At 69.3% G+C, this 21,921-nt stretch carries 15 protein-coding genes; 5 read left to right on the top strand and 10 right to left on the bottom strand.

Translation table 11 applies throughout. The features are described 5' to 3' along the window. Positions 1–36 precede the first annotated feature (36 nt). The 8 genes from ACTWQR_RS44915 to ACTWQR_RS44880 all read right to left on the bottom strand — a co-directional run bounded on the left by ACTWQR_RS44915 (position 37) and on the right by ACTWQR_RS44880 (position 10,508). On the bottom strand, positions 37–1,479 hold the full coding sequence (locus tag ACTWQR_RS44915; RefSeq protein ID WP_443233087.1) for an enoyl-CoA hydratase/isomerase family protein: 1,443 nt from the start codon (positions 1,477–1,479) through the stop codon (positions 37–39). 62 nt (positions 1,480–1,541) lie between these two features. Further along, positions 1,542–2,291, bottom strand: a complete 750-nt coding sequence (locus tag ACTWQR_RS44910) for a thioesterase II family protein (protein ID WP_443233086.1) — start codon at positions 2,289–2,291, stop codon at positions 1,542–1,544. After that, on the bottom strand, positions 2,288–5,359 hold the full coding sequence (locus tag ACTWQR_RS44905; protein WP_443233085.1) for a non-ribosomal peptide synthetase: 3,072 nt from the start codon (positions 5,357–5,359) through the stop codon (positions 2,288–2,290). Before ACTWQR_RS44905 ends, ACTWQR_RS44910 begins: the two co-directional genes overlap by 4 nt. After that, on the bottom strand, positions 5,356–6,654 hold the full coding sequence (locus ACTWQR_RS44900; protein WP_443233084.1) for a cytochrome P450: 1,299 nt from the start codon (positions 6,652–6,654) through the stop codon (positions 5,356–5,358). The genes ACTWQR_RS44905 and ACTWQR_RS44900 overlap by 4 nt, the downstream gene beginning before the upstream one ends. 55 nt (positions 6,655–6,709) lie before the next feature. Then, positions 6,710–7,852 carry a glycine amidinotransferase gene (locus tag ACTWQR_RS44895; protein WP_443233083.1) on the bottom strand — a complete coding sequence of 381 codons (1,143 nt, stop codon included), beginning with the start codon at positions 7,850–7,852 and terminating at the stop codon, positions 6,710–6,712. A 30-nt stretch (positions 7,853–7,882) separates the two neighbouring features. After that, complete coding sequence (locus ACTWQR_RS44890) at positions 7,883–8,080, bottom strand: ferredoxin (protein ID WP_443233082.1); 198 nt, start codon at positions 8,078–8,080, stop codon at positions 7,883–7,885. Between the two features lie 26 nt (positions 8,081–8,106). Then, positions 8,107–9,309 carry a cytochrome P450 gene (locus ACTWQR_RS44885; RefSeq protein ID WP_443233081.1) on the bottom strand — a complete coding sequence of 401 codons (1,203 nt, stop codon included), beginning with the start codon at positions 9,307–9,309 and terminating at the stop codon, positions 8,107–8,109. Positions 9,310–9,347: 38 nt separating this feature from the next. Beyond that, entirely contained in the window at positions 9,348–10,508 is a 1,161-nt protein-coding gene (locus ACTWQR_RS44880) for a glycine amidinotransferase (protein WP_443233080.1), read from the bottom strand. 294 nt (positions 10,509–10,802) lie between these two features. Here ACTWQR_RS44880 and ACTWQR_RS44875 point away from each other — a divergent pair, with 294 nt between their 5' ends. The 5 genes from ACTWQR_RS44875 (at position 10,803) to ACTWQR_RS44855 (ending at position 18,550) form a co-directional block, all read left to right on the top strand. Then, positions 10,803–11,846 carry a methyltransferase gene (locus ACTWQR_RS44875; protein ID WP_443233079.1) on the top strand — a complete coding sequence of 348 codons (1,044 nt, stop codon included), beginning with the start codon at positions 10,803–10,805 and terminating at the stop codon, positions 11,844–11,846. 91 nt (positions 11,847–11,937) lie between these two features. Continuing rightward, positions 11,938–13,296, top strand: coding sequence for a DUF6002 family protein (locus tag ACTWQR_RS44870; protein WP_443233078.1), 1,359 nt, complete (start codon positions 11,938–11,940; stop codon positions 13,294–13,296). Between the two features lie 48 nt (positions 13,297–13,344). Then, a complete protein-coding gene (locus ACTWQR_RS44865; RefSeq protein WP_443233077.1) occupies positions 13,345–14,502 on the top strand; it encodes a hypothetical protein in 1,158 nt (385 codons plus the stop codon). Between the two features lie 295 nt (positions 14,503–14,797). Further along, positions 14,798–17,218, top strand: coding sequence for a HelD family protein (locus ACTWQR_RS44860; RefSeq protein WP_443233076.1), 2,421 nt, complete (start codon positions 14,798–14,800; stop codon positions 17,216–17,218). A 90-nt stretch (positions 17,219–17,308) separates the two neighbouring features. Beyond that, positions 17,309–18,550, top strand: coding sequence for an MFS transporter (locus ACTWQR_RS44855; protein ID WP_443233075.1), 1,242 nt, complete (start codon positions 17,309–17,311; stop codon positions 18,548–18,550). A 68-nt stretch (positions 18,551–18,618) separates the two neighbouring features. Here the strand turns inward: ACTWQR_RS44855 and ACTWQR_RS44850 are convergent, their stop codons facing one another. Further along, complete coding sequence (locus ACTWQR_RS44850; protein ID WP_443233074.1) at positions 18,619–19,677, bottom strand: TauD/TfdA family dioxygenase; 1,059 nt, start codon at positions 19,675–19,677, stop codon at positions 18,619–18,621. 30 nt (positions 19,678–19,707) lie between these two features. Next, entirely contained in the window at positions 19,708–21,519 is a 1,812-nt protein-coding gene (locus ACTWQR_RS44845; RefSeq protein WP_443233073.1) for a non-ribosomal peptide synthetase, read from the bottom strand. Positions 21,520–21,921: the final 402 nt, after the last annotated feature.

Genomic DNA, 21,921 nt, shown 5'->3' with positions numbered 1-21,921 from the left:
GCTTTCTGTACGGTTCGGGAGCGGCCGGGCACTGTCCTACGGGTGGACTGCGCCGGGCTCAGGTGCTTCCCCGGCCCGTTCGGGCCGCGCTCCCGACACGCTGCCTGGCCTCCTGTTGATCCAGGTGCGCTCCAACTTGGCCACCACGTCGGGGCTGTGCATCCGGGCCGACTGCTCCAGCGCGTACCGGCTCATGTACGTGCGGAAGAGGTCTTCGGACTCCTCGGCCAGGTGCAGCATGCGACGGTTGGCGGGAACCGCGGGGTCGGCAAGGCGCTCGGTTGACGCCGCCACGGCCGCATCGACCGCTTCCGGCTCGACGACCTCGTCGCACAGCTCCCGGGCCTCGGGGCTGGTGGCCGCGACCTTCTCGCCGAAGAAGATCAGCCGTTCCGCCATGCGCCGCCCGACCACACGTCCGAGGCGCAGGTTGGCCGCGCCGGGGATGATGCCCTCCGCGAGCGCGGGAAGCGAGAAGTAGGCGTCGGTCCCGGTGACCACCCGGTCGAGGACCAGCGCCACCTGGGTGGCGCCTCCGATGGCGAAGGTGTCGATGGCGCCCACCCACGGCTTGCCGCCTGGGAGGCGGAGCATGCCGTCCGTCGGGCTGTGGTGCAGCCCGTGGATCAGCTTGCGGATGTACCCCAGCTCGCGGCGGAGCATGAAGTCGACGAACGATATCTGCCCGGTGTAAAGGTGGGTGAGGTTGATACCAGCGCCGAAGGCGCGCCGGCCGCTGTACCGGGGATGGGACAGGACGCTGCCGCGCAGCACGCCCACCGACACCGCATCGTCGAGGAGGGCGAGGTCGACGGCCGTCTCCAGGGCCTCGACCACCGCGTCGTCCTCGGCGTTGAGGACGTCCTGGTTGCAGATGGTCACCTCGGCCACGAAGCCGTCGCGGCGGATCACTGCCTGGCCGAGGTCCACATGGCCGGTCCTGTGGAAGTCGGGGAGCAAGTCGAGCGCGCGCGGGGTCGGCGCCAGCATCGACCGCAGGAGGTGCTCGCCCGTCTCCCGTCGGTCGAGAAGGTGCGCAAAGAGGATTCCCTGGTCGACTTCCCCGCCCGACTTCTCGGCCTGCGGCAGTCGGCGGTCGACGGACACCTGCGCGCGGGTGGGGACCAGGCCCGGGTAGTTCTCCGCCGCAGCGAACGCCAGTTCGTCCAGGCGGACCTGGCGGTTGCGGCCTTCGGTGAGCTCGTCGTAGAGGTGTCCGGCGTGCACTGAGAGGAAGGCGTGCCGGGTGCGCCGTGCGGCGTGCTCGACCCGGTCGACGTCGCCGCGTTCGGCGGGAGAGCGATCGGCCAGCGGCGGCATGGCCGCAATCAACTCGGCACAGGCTTCGGTGTAGGTGCTCAGCAGGCGCGCGTCTGCCGCGGCACCACCGCCGAACAGCGGGGACGCGGGCAGACGGCTGTCCACCATGCCGGACAGCTGCGGCGCTTCAGGTGATCGGGTTGACACGGCTGTGTCCATACCGGGTTGTCTCCTCATCGTTATCATCGCGGCGAGATGTTCCTCGCGCCCGTCATGCACGCTCAGCGATCGGCCAGGCCGTGGCGGGCGATCTCGGTGAAAAGGCCGCCTGACACGTCGTAGACCGCGTAGTGATCGCCAGGGCCCCGCCGGACGTCGAAGTCCCCGCCCGCGTACGCGCGCCAGCCGTCCATGAGCGACGGCGGCACCACGGAGTCGTCATCCGCCGCGAAGACCTGGATCGGGCAGCGCAGTGGCTCGCTGGCAGCGGGCCGGTACTCGGCGGCGATCCGCAGGTCGTTGCGCAGCACGTCGAGGAGTCGGCGGACGAACTCCGCGTGCTTCAAAAGGGGTTCGGCGATGCCGTTGGTCGCGCGCACATGGCTGAGGAGCTCGTCGTGCGGAAGCGTGTGGTACGACTCCTCGGCCGCGACGTGCGGCGGACGGGCGCCCGAGATCAGCAGCGCCCGCGGCAGCGGGTGCCCTCGCTCGTGCAGGTGCTGGGCCACCGCGTACGCCAGCAGACCGCCGAAGCTGTGCCCGAAGAGGATGTACGGCGGGCGCAGCATCGGCAGCAGCGCCTCGATTGTCCGCGCCGCCAGTTCGTCCATCGTGTCCGGCATCGGGTCCGCGACCCGGTTCTCGCGGCCCGGGAGCTGCACCGGGCAACACTGGACCGAGGCGGGCAAGTGTGTCGGCCAGAGGCGGAAGGCGCTCGCGCCGCTTCCCGCGTGCGGGAAGCAGAACAGGCGCTCGCCTTCGGTGCCGGGCTCGACGTGCCCGAGGAGCCAGGGTGTCTTGCCGTGGGTCACGCGACTCCTCGAGATCGCTCGATGAGTGCGGCGATCCCGGCACCCGTGCGGTTCTCCAGGAGGTCCACCAGGCTCAGCCCGCCGTCCGGAACCAGCTTTTCCAGGCGGGTGAACAGCTCGACCAACAGCAGAGAGTTGCCGCCCAGATCGAAGAAGTCCTCCTCGGCGCCCACGGTGCGCAACCCGAGGGTCTCGGCAACCGTGCCGAGGACCTGCTCCTCCAACGAGGTGCGCGGCCCGTCCTCCGGGTCGCCTCCGCCGCCGAACTCCGGTGCGGGCAGGGCCTTGTGGTCCACCTTGCCGTTCGAGGTCAGGGGGATCGCGTCGAGCCACACGAAGGCTGCCGGGACCATGAATGCGGGCACGCGGGACCCGAGGTGCTCCCTCAGCTCGGCGTCACCGGGGTGCCGGTCGCCCACCAGGTAGGCGGCCAACGCCTGTCCGCCGGGGGCGTCGGCACGGAGGACGGTGGCCACGGACCGGATGTCCGGGTGCGCGGCCAGGGCGGCGTCGATCTCGCCCAGTTCGATGCGGTAGCCGCGGATCTTGACCTGGTCGTCGCTGCGTCCGAGGAACTCCAGGTCGCCGTCCGGGAGCCAGCGCGCCAGGTCTCCGGTGTGGTAGATACGGCTTCCCGGCGGGCCGAACGGGTCGGGGAGGAAGCGCTCCCGGGTCAGCTCGGGGCGGCCCAGGTACTCGCGCGCCAGGCCGTCGCCGCTGAGCCACAGGTGCCCGGGGACTCCGGCGGGCAGTGGATTCAGGTCCTCGTCCAGGACGTATGCCTGGGTGTTGGCGATGGGCCGGCCGATGGGAATGGTGGGACGGCTGGTGTCGACTGCCGTGATGGGCTTCCAGGTCGCGAAGAGCGTGCACTCCGTCGGCCCGTAGACATGGAGGAAGCGGGTGTCGTCCAGATAGGGCAGGAGGTGCGCCGCGCTGGCGGGCGAGAGCACGTCGCCGCCCACGAGCAGTTGCCGGACACGCGCCAGCTCCTCGGGGAACTGTTCGGCCGCCACGTGCAGTTGGGGTGAAACGAGAAGCAGGGTCGTGATGCGGTGGCGTTGCAGTGCGGCCTTGAGCTGGTCGGGGAATGGAAGCCTGGAGGGCGGCAGCACCAGCGTGCCGCCGTTGAGCAGCGATCCCCACAGCTCGATCAGCGACGCGTCGAAAGAGAGCGGTGAGAGCTGCAGATGTGCGTCTCCCGGGCCGAGCTCGATGTAGTCCGGGCCCTTGACGAGCCGGGCGAGAGCTCGATGTGTGACGGCGACGCCCTTGGGGGCGCCCGTGGAGCCCGAGGTGTAGATGACGTAGGCGAGGTGTTCCGCCGTGGCCGGAACCTCGGGGTCGGTCCCGGGCGGTTCGACCGTCCCACTTGTGGACTCCGGCTCGTCGCGGAGGAGCACCCGGGCGGCGGTCCCGGTGAACGCGGCCGTGTGCTCCTTGTCTGTGAGCACGATGCGAGCCCCGGCGTCATCGACCACGTAGGCGAGCCGTTCGGCAGGGTAGCTGGGATCGAGCGGGAGATAGGCGCCCCCGGCCTTGAGGATGCCGAGCAGGCAGACGATCGTGTCGACCGACCGGGGCAGGCACAGGCCGACGGGCTGGTCGGGAATCACGCCCAGGCCGATCAGCTGGTGGGCCAGACGGTTCGCCCGTTTGTTGAGCTCCCCGTAGGTAAGCGTCACGTCCTCGTGCTCGACGGCGATCGCCGAGGGATTCTGTAGCACCTGCTCCTCGAAGAAGGAGGCCGTGGTGCGGTCGCGCGGGAAGTCGCGCGCGGTCTGGTTCCACACCGAGACCACCAGCTCGCGTTCGTCGGGCGGAAGCACGGGCAGGGTGGCGACCCGGGCGTCGGGCTGCCGGGCGGCCGCGGTGAGAAGGTGCTCCAGGCGGCGCACCAGCCGCTTCGCCGTGACCGGGGCGAACAGGCCAGTGTCGTACTCCAGCGTCCCGTGGAGTTCGTCGTCGCGCAGGTCGAGAGCGAAGGAGAGGTCGCGGGCGGCCGTGCCGAGGTCCAGGTCGACCGGGTCACACGAGGCTTCCGCATAGTCCGGCAGCCCGGCGGACTGCCTCCGGACGGCGAACTTGGCGGGCGCCGCTTGGCGGTTTGGGTCCCCGCACCGCCCGGCAAGCTCGGCGAGCGCGCCGGGCGGGAGGGTGGAGGAGTGCGCTCGTGCCCGGGCCAGCTCGGCACCGGCCTGAGCGACCAGCTCCCGGAACGTCGGGTCGCCGTCCAGCCGCAGGGTCAGCACAACGTCGGTCTCGGGCCTGCCGACGCGGGGGTCCGGGTCAGCCGGGAACGGGCGCACGGGCACCAGGAGCGGGACCGCCGACTGCGCGGTGTGGCGGGCGAGGAGCACGGCGGCGGCTGCATACACGGCGGCGGTGCCGTCCGGGGTCCCGGACAGCTCGCTCAAACTCCTGGTCAGGTCGGCTGGCAGGAGGAAACGCTCCACCGCGCCGCCGCGGGCGGACCGGGGCCGACGGGGTAGGTCCGTCGGCAGGTCCAGCACGGGGAGCGGCGACTGCGCCTGCCAGTACGCGAGGTCGGAGGCGGCTTGCACGGCGGAGGGCCGCGCCGGCTCCGGCGGCTCGACAGGGGCGAGGGACTCGCCCCGTCGGGCCGCGCTGTAGGCGCGCGCGTGCTCTACGAGGAAGGCGTCCAGCCCAACCGGGTCCAACAGCGAGCGGTGGGCGACGGCGACCAGGAGGCACTCCCGGTCGGCGACGCGCAGAGCGCGGATTCTCAGAAGGGGGTCGTTCGGGAGCGCGAAAGGCGCCGCGGTTTCCCGTACGGCCAGCTCGATCGCCTTGTCGGCCGACACCCGCAACTCGGCGAAGTCGACGGGCATGGCGTCCGGCGGCGACGCCTGACTGTCGTCCGCCGTGACGTGGGCGTCGTGCCACGCCGCGAGACGGACCGCGACCGGGCGGAGGGCGTCGCGTGCGGCCTCGCCGTCGAACTCACCCTCGATCCGCAGGCACCGGACCACGTGGTGGGTCGGGTGCGAACTGAGGCCAGGATCGGCCCCGTTCGGTGCGGTCATCGGGTGTGCCGGGGTTGTCACAGTGCTTCCTCAGTGGTCTTGCCGAGTGGCTGTAGGTCTCGCAGGCCGACCCCGTCAGGCCCCAGGACGGTGCGAACGGGCAGGCTCTTGATGCCCGCGATGAAGGTGGAGTGAAGGTGGCGGGGCTCTCCGGCGAGCTCGATCCGCTCGAAGTTCTTGGCGATCTCCTCGAAGAGCACGGTCAGGGCGAGCCTCGCCACGTGCGCGCCGATGCAGCGGTGTGCCCCGACACCGAACGCGATGTGCCGGTTCGGCTTCCGGTCCACCGCGAAGCGGAACGGCTCGGGGAACACGCTCTCGTCACGGTTGGCCGAGCCCAGCCACGCGGTGACGGGCTGTCCGGCACCGATGCAGGCGTCACCCAGCCGCACCTCGTCGATGGTGTGGCGCAGCGCGTGGTTGGCGGGCGAGGTCCAGCGCAGGATCTCCTCCACTAGGGAACCCGTGTCCCCGGAGGCCCGCCACCTGGCGTACTCGCCGGGGTTCTCCAGCAGCGCCAGGAGGCCGCCGCTGGCCGCGTGCGACGTGGTGACGGTCGCACCGATTAGGAGGCTGTAGGCGTTGAGGATGACCTCCTCGCGGCTCAGCGGCTCGCCGTCCGGCACGGCCCGCAGGAGCGCCCCGATCAGGTCGTCCGCCTCGGCCCGCTCCGGTCGGGACACCTCCGTGGCGAAGTAGAGGAAGATTTCGGAGTGCGCCCGGCTCAGCACCTGGGAACGCGAGGAACCTTCCGGGGCGTAATCCGGATCGGACTCCGCCACCGCCGCGTACGTGAAGTGCTTCAGCCGGTCCCAGGAGGACTCCGGGATCCCGAGCAGCAGACCCGCGATGGCGATCGGGTAGCCCGCGGCCTGGGCCGCGAAGTCCCAGGTATCCTCGCGGGCACCGACGGAGAGCAGCCGCCGGGAGAACTGTCGCAGCGCGGGCTCGTGGTCGCGGACCGCCTGCCGGGACACGTGCGGGGCCAGCGGATCTTTGAGCCGCTTGTGCTCCGGCGGGTCGGTGACCGCGAGCATTTTCCCGCCGGCGATGTCGGTCTGCCCGAGCGTCGTCAGGATGTTGCCCCGCGACGTCGTGAACTCGACGTGCCTGGCCAGCACCCGTGACACGTCCGCGTGTCGCGTGACGGCCCAGAATGCCGGCTTGGCGTCGACGGGGCACTGCCGGTGTACGGGATCCTCGGCGCGCAGCCGCGTCCACACCGGGTGCGGGTCACCGGTGCCGTAGAACTGCGGGTCGGACAGATCCGGTTCGGGACCGTTCTCCGCGGCCGGATCGCCAGAGGTTATGCGCATGCGTCAGCCTCTCTTTGCCACGAGTGGACGTACCTCGACGACGTGCTGGAGCGGCTCAGATGTAGTCTTCGGCGCCGCCGGTGCGGACCGTGTCGAGCGTGAAGCAGTGGAAGCCGCCGCCGAAGAGCCGACGGTGGCGGTGCTGCACCGGGACCACCGTGAAGCGGTGCTCCTCGAGCGTGCGGATGAGGGTCTTGCAGGCGTCGTTGACCATGACGGTGTTCTCGTCGATGGAGAGGACGTTGAGATCGATGTAAGGACTCGGCGGGATGGGGTCGCCGTTGGGGTACTGCGGGTAATCGCTGATCTGCGGGGCCGGCGGCACGATCAGATCCCACTTGCGCAGCGGTTCGGGCAGGAAGTCCGCCACGTCCGCCGAGCGCACCAGCAGGGCGCCCGGCCGCAGGGGGACCACGACGCTGTCGATGTGACTCTGGGTCAGCTTGTGCATCCGGTGCACCCGGAAGCGGCTTTCGAGGTGACGCTCCAGCCAGTCGCAGGCCAGGGCGTGGTTGGCGTTGGAGATGTTGACGATCAGGTCCCGGCCGAGTCGCAGGCAGTTCGCGGCGTCGATCATCAGCTCCACGCCCGCGTCGTACGGAGACGGCTGCGGGTTCTCCGGCATCTCGATGTTGGGCGCGGCGTTCTCGTTGTTCGGGTCGAACGAGGCGTCCGTCATCACCGGCCGGGGCATAGTCGTCCAGCGCGCGCCCTGGTTGAAGTACTCCATGAACACCGGCTTCAGGAACTGGTTCTCGAAGTACCGGTCGCGCAGCGTGGGCGGCGTCTCGATGATCTCGTCGCCCATGATGAGTGTGTTGTCACGGACGTTGAGCGGCGGAACCACCGTAGCGTCCCACGCCGGCGTGGTGACCTTGGTGAGGTCAGGGGCCGGCTCGACCGGGCGGTGGACCTTCACCGAGAGGGCCTTGAGCTGCTGGGCCACTCCCTCCACGTCCTCGACGAGCTCGTCGAGCAGGCGCTTCTTGAGGGCCAGGCGGTCGGGGTCGTTGCGCCGGGCCCGCGCCTCGCTCTCGCGCCACGTCGACAGACTCGGGAAGTACCCACGGGTGCCCGAGAGGTTGTCGCTGATGAACATGTCAAACGATAGGTCCAGGATCCGGTCGACGTACCCGTGTGCGGATCCGACGATGATCTCCTTGAGCGGAGTGAAGTCGTCAAAGCTGTTCAGTCGCATGTCAGAAGGCTTCTTTCTGGGCGGTGGACGTCAGAGATCCATTGTCGAGATCGCCTGCACCGGGCAGCGATTGACGGCTTCGTCCACGTCGTCGTGCAACTCGCGGGGCGGTTTCGCGTCGAGAAGGACGACCAGGCCTTCGACGTCGTCCTGGTCGAACACCTCGGGCAGGGCCAGCGCGCACTGGCCCGACCCGATACAGAGCGTCGTGTCCACGGACACCTGCACTTCGGTCCTCCGTCGTGGGTTGAGGGTCACCAGCCGACGGGCAGGCGGTGCACCCCGTACACACTCATGTCGGTGGAGAGCGGGACGTCCGCGACCGGGACGGCGAGGGCAAGCGCGGGGAACCGCTGGAAGAGCGCAGGCAGGGCCGTGCGCATCTCCATCCGGACCAGGTTCTGGCCGAGGCACTGGTGGATGCCGTAGCCAAAGGCCACGTGTCCGGTAGTGCGCCGGGTGAGGTCCAGCCGGTCCGCCTCGTCCTGAAACCAGCGCGGGTCACGGTTGGCTGCGGACAGCGAGATGGTGATTGAGTCACCGGCCTTGAGCTGCTGCCCCGCGAACTCGAAGTCTTCCAACGGCGCGCGCGGAACCCCGAAGTGAAAGACGGTGAGATACCGCAGCAGCTCCTCCACGGCGTTGTCGACGATGGATGGATCGGCCGTCAGCCGAGCGAGCTGGTCAGGGTGGGACAGCAGCGCGAACACGCTCAGCGCCAACGATCCCGTGGTCGAGTCGTGTCCCGCGGTCAGCAGCAGGACGCCGACTCCGGCGATCTCCTCCGTGTCCAGGGTCCCGTCCTTGGCCAGTGCCTGGAGGAGTCCGGGCGTCTCGCCGGGTTCCCCGCCGCCCGCAGCGATGTCGCGGATGGTGGCGTACAGCCGGTCCAGGGCCGCGGAGGTGTCCGCCGCGGTCGAGTGGAGGTTGAAGAGGATCCGGCTGTTGCGCTGGAACTCCGCACGGTCACCGGACGGGACTCCGAGCAGTTCGCAGATCACCTGGGAGGCCAGGGGCAGCGCAAAGGCCTCCACGAGGTCCACCCCCGGCCCGCCGCGCTCCATAGCGGACAGCAGCTCGTCCACGATCCCTACCAACTGCGGACGCAGCTCGCGCATTCGGCGCGCGGTGAACTGGCCCGCCAGCTGCTGCCGCAGCCGGGTGTGTTCCGGCGGGTCCATGTCGACGAGCCATCCGGGGGCAGCCGGGACGCCGAAGAACGGCTCAGTGCCCGGTCGGTGCACCGGCGCCCGCTTGAACTCCGAACGCGCGCTGAACCGGGGGTTGGTGAGCATCGCGCGGGCCAGCTCGTGACTGGTGACCACCCAGCCGACGTGTCCGTCGGGGTAGCGCATGCGCTGCAACGGCTCGCCGGCCTGCCACTCCATCAGCTCCTGGGGCGGATCGAACGGTTGGCCACGCTCGGTCGGGTACGCGGGCACCGGTTCCGCGGACAAGGGAGACCTCCTTCGGTGGGAAGCGGGCTGCGGAAGGATCAGACGAGGTAGTCCTCGAGCCCGCCGTCGCGCACGGTGTCCAGGGTGAAGCAGTGGAAGCCGCCGCCGAACAGCCGGCGGTGGCGGTGACGGACCGGGACGACGGTGAAGCCGTGCCGCTCCAGCTCGCGCATCAGCTCGGGACAGGCATCGTTGACCAGTACGGTGTCCGGGCTCACCGAGAACACGTTGAGGTCGATGTACCGGCTGGTGAGGATCAGGTCGTCGTCCTCGTACTGCGGGAAGTTGTAGCTCTCCGGCGCCGGCGGGAGGATGACGTCCCACTTCCGCAGCGGCTCCGGCAGGTAGTCCAGCACCGCCTCGGAGCGGCACAGCAGCGTTCCGGGGCGCAGCGCCAGCACCATGCTGTCGATGTGGCTGTCGCTGAGCTTGTGGACGCGGTGGATACGGAAGCGGCCCTCCAAATGCCGCTCCAGCCAGCCGACACCCAACTCGTGGTTGCGCGTCGAAACGTTGGCCACGATGTCATGACCGAGGCGCAGGCACTGCGCGGCGTCGAAGAGCATCTCGACGCCGACGTCGTAGCGTGACGGCTGCGGGTCCTCGATCGGCTCCATCGGACCACCGGCCGTGCTGGAGCGCGCGTACGACAGGTCGAAGGAGGCGTCGGTCATCAGCGGCCTGGGCATCACGGACCAACGGGCGCCACGCCGGAAGTACTCCTGGAACACCGGCTTGAGTAGCTGGGTCTCGAAGTACCGGGACCGGATCATCGGCGACGTTTCGATGATCTCGTCACCGACGATCAGGGTGTTGTCACGGATGTTGAGCGGCGGCACGACCGATGCGGACCAGGCCGGAGTGCGCACCGAGGCCGTCTCAGGGGTGACGTCCGTAGGACGATGCACCGTCACCCCGAGCGAAGTGAGGGTGTCGGCCAGTCCCTGCAGGTCCTCGTTCAGCTCGTCGACGTAGCGCTTCTTGACTGGGACCCGGGTGCCGCTGGCTGCCTGCTCCTCGCCGCGCGAGCGGAGCCGCGGGTAGTACCACTCCAGCCGGGCGGAGTCGTTGTCCCCGGCGATGTTGTCGTGGAAAAAAAGCTCGAAAGAAAGTTCACGCTCATGCGAAACATAGTTTTTCGCCGAGCCGACAATCACTTCCCTGAGCGGCGACCATTCATCAAAGCTATTGAGTGACATCGCCGATCCCCGTACGTATGTCTCGATATGAATTGCGAAAACTGGACAAACTGGCTGCAGACGACATGCAGATGACATGCTTACACGCCGCCCAAGCTGGCGCAATCGGTTTTCGGACATCCATTTTTGGACATGTGAATGTTACGTGCGCCACATCGTGATCTTGTTGACTGGCTACTCCAGGGCTGACAATACTGCCGTTGCGTAGCAGCTCATTTCCTTCACGGGACAGCCCGATACGTACCGAATCGACCGGAACCCACAGGTTCCAGGGATGCGGAGGCTCGAGAAGTAATGCCAAGCCAGCAAAAGAATAGCCCGGAGTACCAGCAGTTCGACTTCCTCATGAATGCGCCGGCCCTGTTCAACGCCGCCGCTACCGCGGCGGAACTGGGCATCTTCATCTTCCTTTCGGAAAACCCGGGCTCTGATTTCGAGGCCGTACGCGAGTTCACGGGCGTACCCTCGCACCAGCTCCGCGTCTTGCTTCAGGGCGTCTGCGCGGCCGGCCTGATGGAGCGGTCCGAAGGTAAGTACCGCAACTCTGCGGTGGCCGAGGACCTGCTGGCCTCCGACGAGCCCGACAGTTGGGCGCACACCCTCATTGGGTGGAAGGAGATCTATTACCCCGCCTTCGGCCAGATGACCAAGGCCCTCAAGGCCGGCACGAACACCGCGCTGGAAAGCTACCCCGGCGACGAGCCCACGCTGTACAAGCGGCTCACCCGCAACCCCGAGCTTGAAGCCGTGTTCCACAAGGCCATGGCGGCGTTCACGCTGGCCTCGATCAACGACCTCGTGGAGCGCGAGGAGTTCGGCACGGTCAAGCACCTGCTGGACATCGGCGGCGGCGACAGCACCACCACCGCCCGGCTGCTCGAGCGCTACCCCCAGATGCGGTCGACCGCCTTCGACCAGCCGAGCGTGTCCCAGCTCGCCCACGGCAAGGAAGCGCAGAAGTACCTCGACCGGATCGACCTTGTCACCGGCGACTTCTTCGACACCCCCTTCCCCGAGGGCGCCGACGCGGTGCTTTTCAGCCACGTTCTCGGCATCTTCTCCCCGGAGCAGATCGTCACCCTTCTCAAGAAGGCCTACGACGTGCTGCCCTCCGGTGGCCGGGTCTTCATCTACGACTACAACGTCACGGATGACGAGACCACCGGCATTTACGGTGCGCGACTTGGCCTCTACTTCAACATCCTCGCCAGTGGCACCGGAATGGCATACCCGGCCGAGGATTTTGAGCGCTGGCTGACCGAGGTTGGCTTCGAGAGGGCCAGCACCGTCTCCGGACTCGACTACGAGCACGGTTTCCACATCGGGACCAAGCCCTAACAAGAAGAATGTGGTGCGGCGCGGCTCCTGTGAATTCATCAGTCGGAGGGCCGTGCCGCTTCTTTGTGGAGAGACAGTCGAGGGGTGTCGAATGTTGATCAATAATACCCTGTCCCGATATTACGAACAGGTCCAGGCGGCACTTCGAGATCTGCTCGGCGGTGGCACGAGCGGGAACCCCGCCGAATTCACGCCCGGCGTCGAGTTGCCTCGCCTCACGTCGGCCGTCCAGAAATACCTTTCAGTCTCCGATGTCGCCGTCACGCCGCTGCCTTCCTACGGTGGCCGAAAACTTTCCCTGCTGGATCTGATGCGCAATCCGGCCACCATGACGACGAAGACATTCGCCTCGCTCGTCATCGTTGCCCGGGCCGTGCGGTTCATTCAGGACACCGGCGAACGCATCACGATCGTCACCCCCTCGTCGGCGAACAAGGCCATCGCGCTGCGCGACGCGGTGCTCCGCGCCATCAACTGCGGTCTGGTGGGGGCCGACCAGCTCAACATCGTGGTGCTGGTCCCGGAGGGCTCCGCCGCCAAACTGCGCCGCACCGAGCTGTTCACCGACGACTACCTGCGCTCACGCAACCCGATCGCGGTGCTGGGCGGCGACCGGACACCCGGCGCCGTGAAGGACATCGCGCGGGGGTTCGTCGACGCCCACAGCGAGGAGCTGGGCAGGGACTACAAGACCCACTTGTGGTACACCCTCCAGCTGGAGAACTACCTCGCCGCCGATGTCGTCCGCGCGCTGGCGGAGGCGGAGTTCTTCCCGGCGGCAGCCGACCGGCCGCGGCTGCACGCGCATGCCGTCTCCAGTGCCTACGGGCTCCTTGGACACGCCTACGGCCGGAGCCGACTGCCCGAGGCCGACCGGTCCGGCACACCCGACGCCCGCTACTTCCTCGTCCAGCACCTCGGCGCACCGGACATGGTGCTGAGCCTGTACCACGACGGCTCTACCGACCCGGGGAACATGCCCGCGTACACCTTCCAGTCCGAGGCCGGGCTGTACACCCAGCAGGAGGACCCGCGCTTTCCGGCCTTCACGTTCGACCCGCACGAGGCGCTCGACCCAACCTTCTACACCCGCAAGCCCCCGACCGCGGCCCGAATGAACGAGCTGATCCAGCGGCAGGGCGGAGGCGGGCTCGTCGTCTCGCTTGCCGAGTGCCTCCAGCGCTACGCGCAGGTGCGCGCCCTCCTGGGCGAGGCGGAGGTGCGGCTGCCGGCCGATCCGAGGGCGCTGCGCGAGTGGTCGCTGGTGATGGCGGTGGCGGGTGTTCTCAACGGAATCGACCGTGGCCTGATCACCGAGCAGGACATCCTGGTGCACGGCTCGGGGAGCTACGCGGCGCCGGACTTCGACGGCGTGAGCCTCCACGACACGCACCCCGTCGAGGACGTCCCTGCGCTGCACCGGCTGGCCCTGACCGCCGTCAAGCTCTGACGGCCCCTGTTCCCGTCCGTCCGCCGTCAGCGCCGAGGTGACGTCTCCTTGTCCGCAGCAACATCCGCCCCGCGCGCCCGTTTTCCGCAACGGGTGCGCATGCACGTCAGCTACCACTGGCGCAACAGTGGCAGCCCGCTCGTCACTGGCCTCCGGGACCGCTGGGACACCCGCAGAACCGCGGTCTTCCCGTCCGTCCGCTCGGACCTCGCCGATCTGTCGGTGGGGTACTCGGGGCTGCGCGAAGGGCTCGCCTACACCCTGGAGTTCACCGAGCTGCGACGGGAGGAAGGCCCGCGGCAGTCCGCGGTGCGCGTCTCCGGCCAGGTGTCGGGGAGCGAGCTGCGGAACCACGGAAGCCTGCCGGCAGCGGACATCCGCATCGTTGGCACGAGTGCCTCGCTCGCCCGCCGGATGCCGAAGGAGGCGTCGCTGCTCATTCCCATGCGCGTGCACTTCGTCATCGACTTCGACGGTGACCCGGAGGCGGCGCGCCGGGCGATCTCCAAGCGGGAGCGCTCGCAGTTCAACCGGGACATGCGACTGCACCACTGGGACTGGGCGTTGAACAGCTCGCCCGAGTGGTTCGACGCCTTCTACGACGACCACTACCGCCCCACCATGTTCCGGCGGCACGGCTCGCGCGAGCGGACCGAGGGCAAGGACGCCGCCTACGAGTGCCTGTTCCGCACCGGACGGCTGTTCATGCTGTCCCAGGACGGAGCGCCGATCGGCGGAGCCCTCTGCCACTGGGACGCAGCCCAGAAGGTGCTGACACTGCGTCTGCTGGGTGTCGAGGACGGTGCCGAGCGCCACTACGAGAGCGGAGCGTTCAAGGCGATCTACCACCTGCTCATCGGCTGGGCCGCCGAGAACGGCGTACGGCGCCTCGACTTTCAGGGCACCGAACCCTTCCTGAGCAAGGGGACGTTCCAGTGGAAGCGCCGGTTCGGCACGCGGGTGGTCATGCCGCCGAACCACTTCGGCGACAAGCGCCTCTGGCTCCAGGTGTGCCAGGACACCCCTGCCGTACGGGACTACCTCGTGGCCAACCCGACCCTCGCCGAGACCGAGGACAGCCTGCTCGAAGCGGTCTACTTCTTCGACGAGCAGCGGCCCCCGCGGCTGGACTACTCCGCGAAGGCCGCGGGCGTGGAGCGGATCCGCCATGTCGACCTCGACGCGTTCCTCGCGCCCCTGCTATGATCCAACCAGTCCTGGTTCTCAGGATCAGCTGCCCGAGATGAGTGGATCGGCGGACGTCACCGTCCTGTCGGCCCCGGGTTTCAGCGCGACGACCCACCTCCCCATACAGGGAGTTCGGTCCTTCCGGTCGACACCCCCCGGTCACCAGCCGGACAGGGTGTCGACCGTTTTCACGTTCCACGTCCGGCTCCCGGTATCCCGGGGCCGTGAAGCCAACTGCCCTGCCGCAGCAGCCCTGCAGCACACCGGACCGACGGGTCACCTCACCCGTCGGTCCTTCGCCATGGAGTCCGCTATGACCTCTTCTTCGCCGGAGAAACCGCCTCAGTCAATCGAGATCGCACGCGAACAGGCCCATCTGGACCTGCTTCACCACAGGATCGGCGTCCTGCGCGAGGACATCGGCCGGGAACTGCGCACTGTCCTGCGCGAGTCCGCCGGCACCGCCCAGGGCCAGGTGGAGCGCGGAGCCGCGGCGGGGCGGCTTGCCCGGCAGCTCTTCTCCCTGGGGGCGGCCGAGAACGGACTGTGCTTCGGCCGCCTGGACCGGACCGACGGTGACCGGCTCTACATCGGCCGAATCGGCGTTCCGGGCATCGGGCCGGACGACGACCCCCTGCTCATCGACTGGCGCGCCCCCGCCTCCCGGCCGTTCTACACCGCGACCGCGGCGGCACCCCAAGGGGTGCGTCTGCGCCGCCATCTGCACACCCGCGACCGGCGCGTACTGCGGGTGGACGACGAACTGCTCGCCGACACCGCCGCTGTGCCGGACGACGTCCAACTCTCGGGCGAGGCCGCCCTGTTGGCCACCCTCCGGCAGAACAAAACCGGCCGGATGCAGGACGTGGTCGCCACGCTCCAGGCCGAGCAGGATCGGATCATCCGGTCACCGCACGCGGGCATCCTGGTCGTCCAGGGCAGTCCCGGCACCGGCAAGACCGTCGTCGCCCTCCACCGCGCCGCCTACCTGCTCTACACCCACCAGCGGCTGGAGCGCAGCGGCGTCCTGGTCGTGGGGCCGAATCCGGTCTTCCTGGAGTACATCGGCCAGGTCCTGCCCGGCCTCGGCGAGACCAGCGTGCTGCTGTCCTCCGTCGGTGGGCTGTACCCCGGCCTCGCGGCGTCGGCCGAGGAGCCGTTGGCCTCCGCCGAGATCAAGGGGCGCCTGGCCATGGCGGATGTCCTCGCCGCGGCCGTACGGGCGCGCCAGGCGGCCGTCACGGCCCCGGTCGACGTGCCGATCGGCGGCGAACTCGTCCGGCTGGCACCGGACTTCCTGGCCGACGCGGCAGCCCGGGCCACGGGGGAGGGCCTGCAGCACAATCTGGCCCGGCCGGCGTTCCGCAAGATCCTCTTCGACGAACTGGCCGACCGGCTGGCTCGCGTCATCGGCGACATCGAGGCCGGCTTCGAGGAGGATCTGGCCGGCCAGATGGACGTCGGGGCCCTCGACCGGGCCGTGTGGGAGGACCTGGCCGGCATGTACGGGCAGGACGTCGCCATCTTCGACATCAAGGCGCGGGAGCCCGCGGAATTCGCAGAGCGCAAGGCCAACTGGCTGGAAGCGTTGCCCCGCGACCCGGTCGCCCGCCGGCTCCTTGACGCCCTGTGGCCGCTCCTCACCCCGGAGCGGCTGCTCACCGACCTGTTCACCGACCCCGCACGCCTGGCCGAGGCCGCGCCCGAACTCGGCGCGGACGAGCGGGCACTGCTGCTGCGTGAACCGGGAGCTGCCTGGACCGCGTCCGACGTACCCCTTCTCGACGAGGCGGCCGAACTGCTCGGCCATGACGACCGGGTCGAGACCGACCGGGAGGCGGCGCGCCGCGCCGCCCAACGTGAGTACGCCCAGGGCGTCCTGGACATCGCACGCGGCTCCCGGGACGAGGACGGCGCGGAGGAGCGGTTGCACGCCGCCGACCTGATCACCGCCGAACAGCTCGCCGAGTGGCATGTGGAGGCGGATCTGCGGACGGTCGCGGAGCGCGCGGCAGCCGACCGGACCTGGGTCTTCGGCCATGTCATCGTCGACGAGGCGCAGGACCTCTCACCAATGGCCTGGCGCCTGCTGGTCCGCCGCTGCCCCACTCGTTCTTTCACCGTCGTGGGCGACGCGGCCCAGTCCAGTGACGCCGCCGGAGCGACGTCCTGGCAGCAGGCCCTCGAACCGTTCTTCGGTACGCGCTGGCGACTGGAGCAGCTCACCGTCAACTACCGCACGCCTGGCGAGATCATGGCGGCGTCCGCCCGGGTGCTGAAGGCAATCGCACCCGAACTCGAACCGGCGCGCGCGGTCCGCCACGGCGCCGAACCGGCGCGCTGCGAAGGCACCACCCCCGAGGAGTTCCCGCTGCGGCTGGCCGCGATGGCCGCCGAGGCGGCCCGAGGAGCGAAGGGGCTCCGCACCGCGGTGATCGTCCCCTCCGCCGACCTGGAACGGCTTGCCGCCGCCGTCGCCGTACGGCTTCCCGCCGTCTCCTGGGGCATGGACGCCAACCTCGAGAAGGACGTCGTCGTGCTGAACGTCCGGCAGGCCAAGGGGCTGGAGTTCGACTCCGTGATCGTGGCCGACCCTCAGGGCATCCTGGACGGCTCCCCACGCGGACTCAGCGACCTCTACGTGGCGCTGACCCGGGCCAGCCGGACCCTGCATGTGCTCCACCCCGGCCCGTTGCCGGAGGTGCTGTCCGACCTGGCACAGGAGCCTTCCTGAACCGCTTCGCCCGGCCTCGCACGCGGTCCTCTCAGCCCGCCCGACCACCCGCATGCATGCGGGCAACGCAGAGAAATGACAGATAACGCTATGTCAACTTCGCAAGCCCTTCCCCTCCGACGGAGCGCCGGATTCCGGAACTTCTGGCTCTCCCGCGCCGTGTCCGGCCTCGGATCCGCCATCACCACCGTCGCCTTGCCCGTCCTGGTGTTCCAGGAGAGCCGCTCCCCTTTCCTGGTCTCCCTGGTTGCGGCCGCCGGAACGCTGCCCTACCTGGCGTTCGGTCTGATCGCGGGCGCTATCGCGGACCGCGTGGACCGGCGCGTCTTAATGATTGTGACCGACTGCCTGAGCGCCCTGTGCCTCGGCTCAATCCCGGTTGCCTGGGCCCTGGACGTACTGACGGTCGCCCACGTCGTCGTGGTCGCGTTCCTCTCCTCCAGTCTCTCGCTCTTCTTCGACGCCGGTGTGTACGGATTCGTCCCCGACATCGTCGGGAAGGAGAAGCTCACCGAGGCCAACAGTGCGATCTACGGCGCGGAGACCGTCGTCCGCATCGCCGGCAACGCCGTTGCAGGCGCTCTCATCGCGCTGACGAATCCCGTGGGCACGCTCGCCCTCGACGCCCTGAGCTTCGCCGGCTCCGCCCTGTTCATCCGGGCCGTCACCAACGTCCCTCCGCGGGTTGCCCGTTCGGGTGTGCGACCGGGCTTCCGGGAGTCCGTCAGCGAGGGGCTCCGCTTCCTGGCCGGCCATCCGACGCTACGGGTCATGACCGTGGTCGGCACGCTCCAGTCGTTCTCCGGCGGCGCCATCGTCGGCCAGCTCGTCGTCTTCGCCGACCGCGTCCTCGGCATCCACGGCTCCGACGGCCGCATCGGCCTGCTCTACATGGCGTGGAGCGCCGGCGGCATCGGCGGATCCCTGCTGCTCCCCAGGCTGCGGCGACGCTTCGAGGCCTTCCCGCTGCTTCTCTGGGTGCTGCCGGTCGGCGCACTCCTCGGACTCGTGGTCGTGCTCACCACCGACTGGCGGATCGCGCTGGTGGCGCTGGCGGTATGGGGAACCGCCTATCTGATCGTGCTGGTGAACACGATGACCTACTCCCAGGAGGTCACGCCCTCCGAGCTGCAGGGCCGGGTCAACACCACCCGCCGCATGATCTCCTCCGGGCTGGGAGTCCCGCTCGGCGCCCTGGTCGCCAGCAGCATCACCGTGTCCGTCGGCATCCGCGCCGGCATGGCCACGGCTGTGGTCTCCATCGCCCTGGCCGCGATCGTAGTCTGGGTGGTACAGCTGCGCCGCCTCCTGAGCCCCGCAGCCAAGGCATAGGTGGCCCAACGGCTCCGCGCAGCCCCGCCGGTCGGGCAGGGCGGCGCGGAGCCGTTGTCACTCATGGATCAGGCCCGGTCGACCAGCACCGGCCCGTCGAAGACCGCCGCGCCGTCCGCGCGCCGCGCCACGGTGACCTGGCCGGTCATCGCGACGAGGGTCCGCCGCTCCCCGGTGTAGGGGCGCCGTCCGTGGGACTGCAGCAGGTTGTTGACGACCATGAGATCGCCGCGCTGCCACGGGAAGGCGTACGTGCAGGCGTCGAAGGCCTCGCGGACCGGGTCCATCTCCTCGTCGGAGATCGGCGAGCCGTCGCCGTACGTGGCGTTGCGGGGCATCTCCTCCTCGGGGAACAGCTCGCCAAGCGCCTCCCGGGTGGCGGCGGGCAGGTTCGAGACATGGAAGAGGTGTGCCTGGTTGAACCAGCACTCCTCACCGGTGCCGGGGTCCGTTACCAGGGCCGGGCCGCGCTGCGAGGTGCGCAGTCCGTGGTCGGTCCAGGTGAGGTCGATGCCGCGCTCCGCGCAGTACCGCTCGACCTCCGCGCGGTCCTCGGTCTGGAAGGTCTCCTGCCAGGTCAGGCCCATCCCCTCGCGGTAGGACCGCTGGTACGCGATACCGAGCTTCCGGAAGCGGTCCAGCAGGTCGGACGGCAGGCGCCGGGTTACCTCGCGCACGTCGGCGAGCGGGGTCTCGCCCCCGGTCTCGGCAGACTGGAAGCAGGCGAAGAACAACCGGTGCGGGAAGACGCTGGCGTAGGCGCTCTCGTTGTGCTGGGTGATTGTCTCGGACGCCGGGTACTCCGTGGAGGTGTATACGCCTCCGCTGACGGCGCTACGGGGTGTCGAGCGCTCCATGTAACTGAGCAGCTCGCCGCCGAAGCGCCGTGCCACCTCGGACAGTTGCTCGGGGCTGTGCACGCAGTCCCGCACCAGCACCGCGCCGACGGTATCGAGCAGGCCCGTCAGCGCGGCGCCGTGCTCGACCACCCAGTCCTCGGTGCGTCCCAGCGCCGTCCCCGGTTTCGTGCAGGAGGCCTCGTAGACGATGAGCCGGGTACCGCCGGATCCCTCGATCCGGCCCGTGTAAGGCCCGAGCACCGGCGGCGGTGCCGTGTCCTGTGGCACGGTGGTTCTCCTTTTCCTCGTGAGTGGTGGTCAGCTCCGGTCGGCGGACGGCGCGGTCGTGTCCTCCGCGCGGGAGGCCATCGCCCTGACGCTTCCGGACCGGAACACGTCCGTGGGCGTCAGCGCGAGGCCGTTCCTGCGGGCTCGTGCCGACAGCTGGATGCCGAGCAGCGAATTGCCGCCGAGCGAGAAGAAGTTGTCGTCCGGGCCCACACGCTCGACGCCGAGCAGCTCCGCGCACAGATCGGCGAGCAGCTTCTCGGTCGCCGTCATCGTGGTATCCGCCGCAGCAGCCGTTGCGGCCAGCCCGGGCTTCGACGGCAGAGCAGCGACCAGGGCCGCGCGATCCACCTTGCCCTGGGGGGTCAGCGGCATCCGGTCGACAAGCACCACGGCGGACGGCACTAGGTAGGACGGGAGACGGCTCGCGGCGTACGCGCGCAGCCCTCCGGCCAGGTCCGTCCTCTCCCCGGTGGCATCGGCCTCCGGTACGACGTGCGCCACCAGGTGCAGCCCGCCAGGGCCGGACACTGGGGTGACGCAGACCTGAGCGACGCGGTGGTCCGCCAGCAGCGCGGTCTCCACCTCGCCGGGCTCGACGCGGTGCGAACGGATCTTCACCTGCTGATCCCTGCGCCCGACGAACACCAGGTTGCCGTCGGGGCGCATCCGGACCAGGTCGCCCGTCCGGTACATCCGCGTACCCGGCGTGTCGAACGGATCGCTGACGAAGCGCTCCTCGGTCAGGTCCGGCCGGTTCAGGTAGCCGAGGGCCAGCTGGTCTCCCGCGACGAAGAGTTCACCGGTCGCCCCGTCGGCCACCGGCCGCAGCTGTTCGTCCAGCACGCGGACGCGCACTTCGGGCGCGGGCCTGCCGATCGGGACGGGCCCGCCGGGCAGGTCGTCCTTCGGGTCGACACGGTAGGTGACACAGCCCACGGTTGCCTCGGTGGGACCGTACTCGTTAGTCACTGCTGCACCCGGCGCCCGACGGCGCCACGCGTCGAGCTGCTCGCCGAGCAGCTGCTCGCCACCGACGACCAGGTCAACGGTGGCGAGAGCCGACGGCGGCAGCCCATCCAGGACAGCGAGGTGACTGGGAGTCACCTTGAGGAAGGTGACAGGGCCGTCCGCCCCAGCGTCGTCGGCGGCGCCGTCCGGGTCGAGCAGCTCGGCGACGAGGATGGAGCCACCCGCCGACAGCGGTCCGAAGAGCGTGGTGACCGTGAGGTCGAAGGAAACCACCGAGTGCAGCAGGGCGGTGCCGGCAAGGCCGGGGTAGGCCTTGAGGGCCCACCCCAGATAGGCCGCCAGGCCGCGATGGGGCACGACGACACCCTTGGGCGTGCCGGTGGACCCGGAGGTGTGGATCACGTACGCCGGGTCCACCGCCCGTACCTCGCGCCCGCGTTCGTCGTCCGTCACCGCATCACCGGGTAGTGCTTCCAGGGCGTGCAGCGTGTCCGGGTCATCCATTTCCACCCGGGCGACCGTTGCCGCCGGTGTGTAGGAGCCGGTGGTGAGCAGTACGGCGGGCCGGGCGTCGTCCAGGACAGCGGCGACACGCGCCGCCGGATGGTCCACGTCCAGGGGAACGTAGGCGGCACCCGCCTTGAGTACCGCGTAGAGCGTGACGATCAGCTCGGCAGAGCGGGGCAGCGCGACGGCGGCGATGCCGCCGGGGCCGACACCTCGGGCCAGCAGGTGGCGTGCGAGCCGATTGGCCCGAACGTCCAATTCGGCGTAGGTGACATTTCGTTCACCCTCCCGCACCGCGAGCGCCGAGGGGTTTCGGGCCACCTGCGACTCCAGCAGTTCGTGGGCGAAGAGGACATGGTTCATGAGCTTGCCTCTCGGACTCGGACCTATCCCCCAGGGAAGGCGGCCGTCCGGCACGCGCGGTCTGTGTCGGGAGTGCGCGGCAACCACCCGCACGCGTCACCTGCGAGGGATGACGCCCCGCCGAGCGCCCGGGCGTCGGACGATGCCGTGCGGGCAGACGCACGACGGTGACGGACAACCCTTTTGGGTATCGGCGGGCAGCACCGCGGTGGAGTAGCAGCCTCATCTCCACGGCAGCTCGGCGAGCGCCTCAACACATAGGTCGCCCGCTATTAATGGCAGACACACGCATCCTTGGCAAGGGGTTATTTTCTGCCAACCCGATGGACGCACCGTAGGGGCGGCCGTACAGAGTACCTCGGGCCCCGGCGGTACGAATGGCGCTAGCCGGTCAAAAACGGA

The organism is Streptomyces sp. 2A115 (assembly GCF_052245575.1).
Taxonomy (GTDB): domain Bacteria; phylum Actinomycetota; class Actinomycetes; order Streptomycetales; family Streptomycetaceae; genus Streptomyces.
The sequence above is the reverse complement of the archived record's forward strand: the minus strand, read 5'-3'. Positions and strand labels throughout refer to the sequence as shown.

Bases quoted from the DNA above. Each gene is read 5' to 3' on its own strand.
- ACTWQR_RS44845 (WP_443233073.1), bottom strand. From the start codon at position 21,519: ATGAACCATGTCCTCTTCGCCCACGAACTGCTGGAGTCGCAGGTGGCC.
- ACTWQR_RS44880 (WP_443233080.1), bottom strand. From the start codon at position 10,508: ATGTCACTCAATAGCTTTGATGAATGGTCGCCGCTCAGGGAAGTGATT.
- ACTWQR_RS44860 (WP_443233076.1), top strand. From the start codon at position 14,798: ATGACCTCTTCTTCGCCGGAGAAACCGCCTCAGTCAATCGAGATCGCA.
- ACTWQR_RS44870 (WP_443233078.1), top strand. From the start codon at position 11,938: ATGTTGATCAATAATACCCTGTCCCGATATTACGAACAGGTCCAGGCG.
- ACTWQR_RS44900 (WP_443233084.1), bottom strand. From the start codon at position 6,654: ATGCGCATAACCTCTGGCGATCCGGCCGCGGAGAACGGTCCCGAACCG.
- ACTWQR_RS44895 (WP_443233083.1), bottom strand. From the start codon at position 7,852: ATGCGACTGAACAGCTTTGACGACTTCACTCCGCTCAAGGAGATCATC.
- ACTWQR_RS44915 (WP_443233087.1), bottom strand. From the start codon at position 1,479: ATGGACACAGCCGTGTCAACCCGATCACCTGAAGCGCCGCAGCTGTCC.
- ACTWQR_RS44855 (WP_443233075.1), top strand. From the start codon at position 17,309: ATGTCAACTTCGCAAGCCCTTCCCCTCCGACGGAGCGCCGGATTCCGG.
- ACTWQR_RS44875 (WP_443233079.1), top strand. From the start codon at position 10,803: ATGCCAAGCCAGCAAAAGAATAGCCCGGAGTACCAGCAGTTCGACTTC.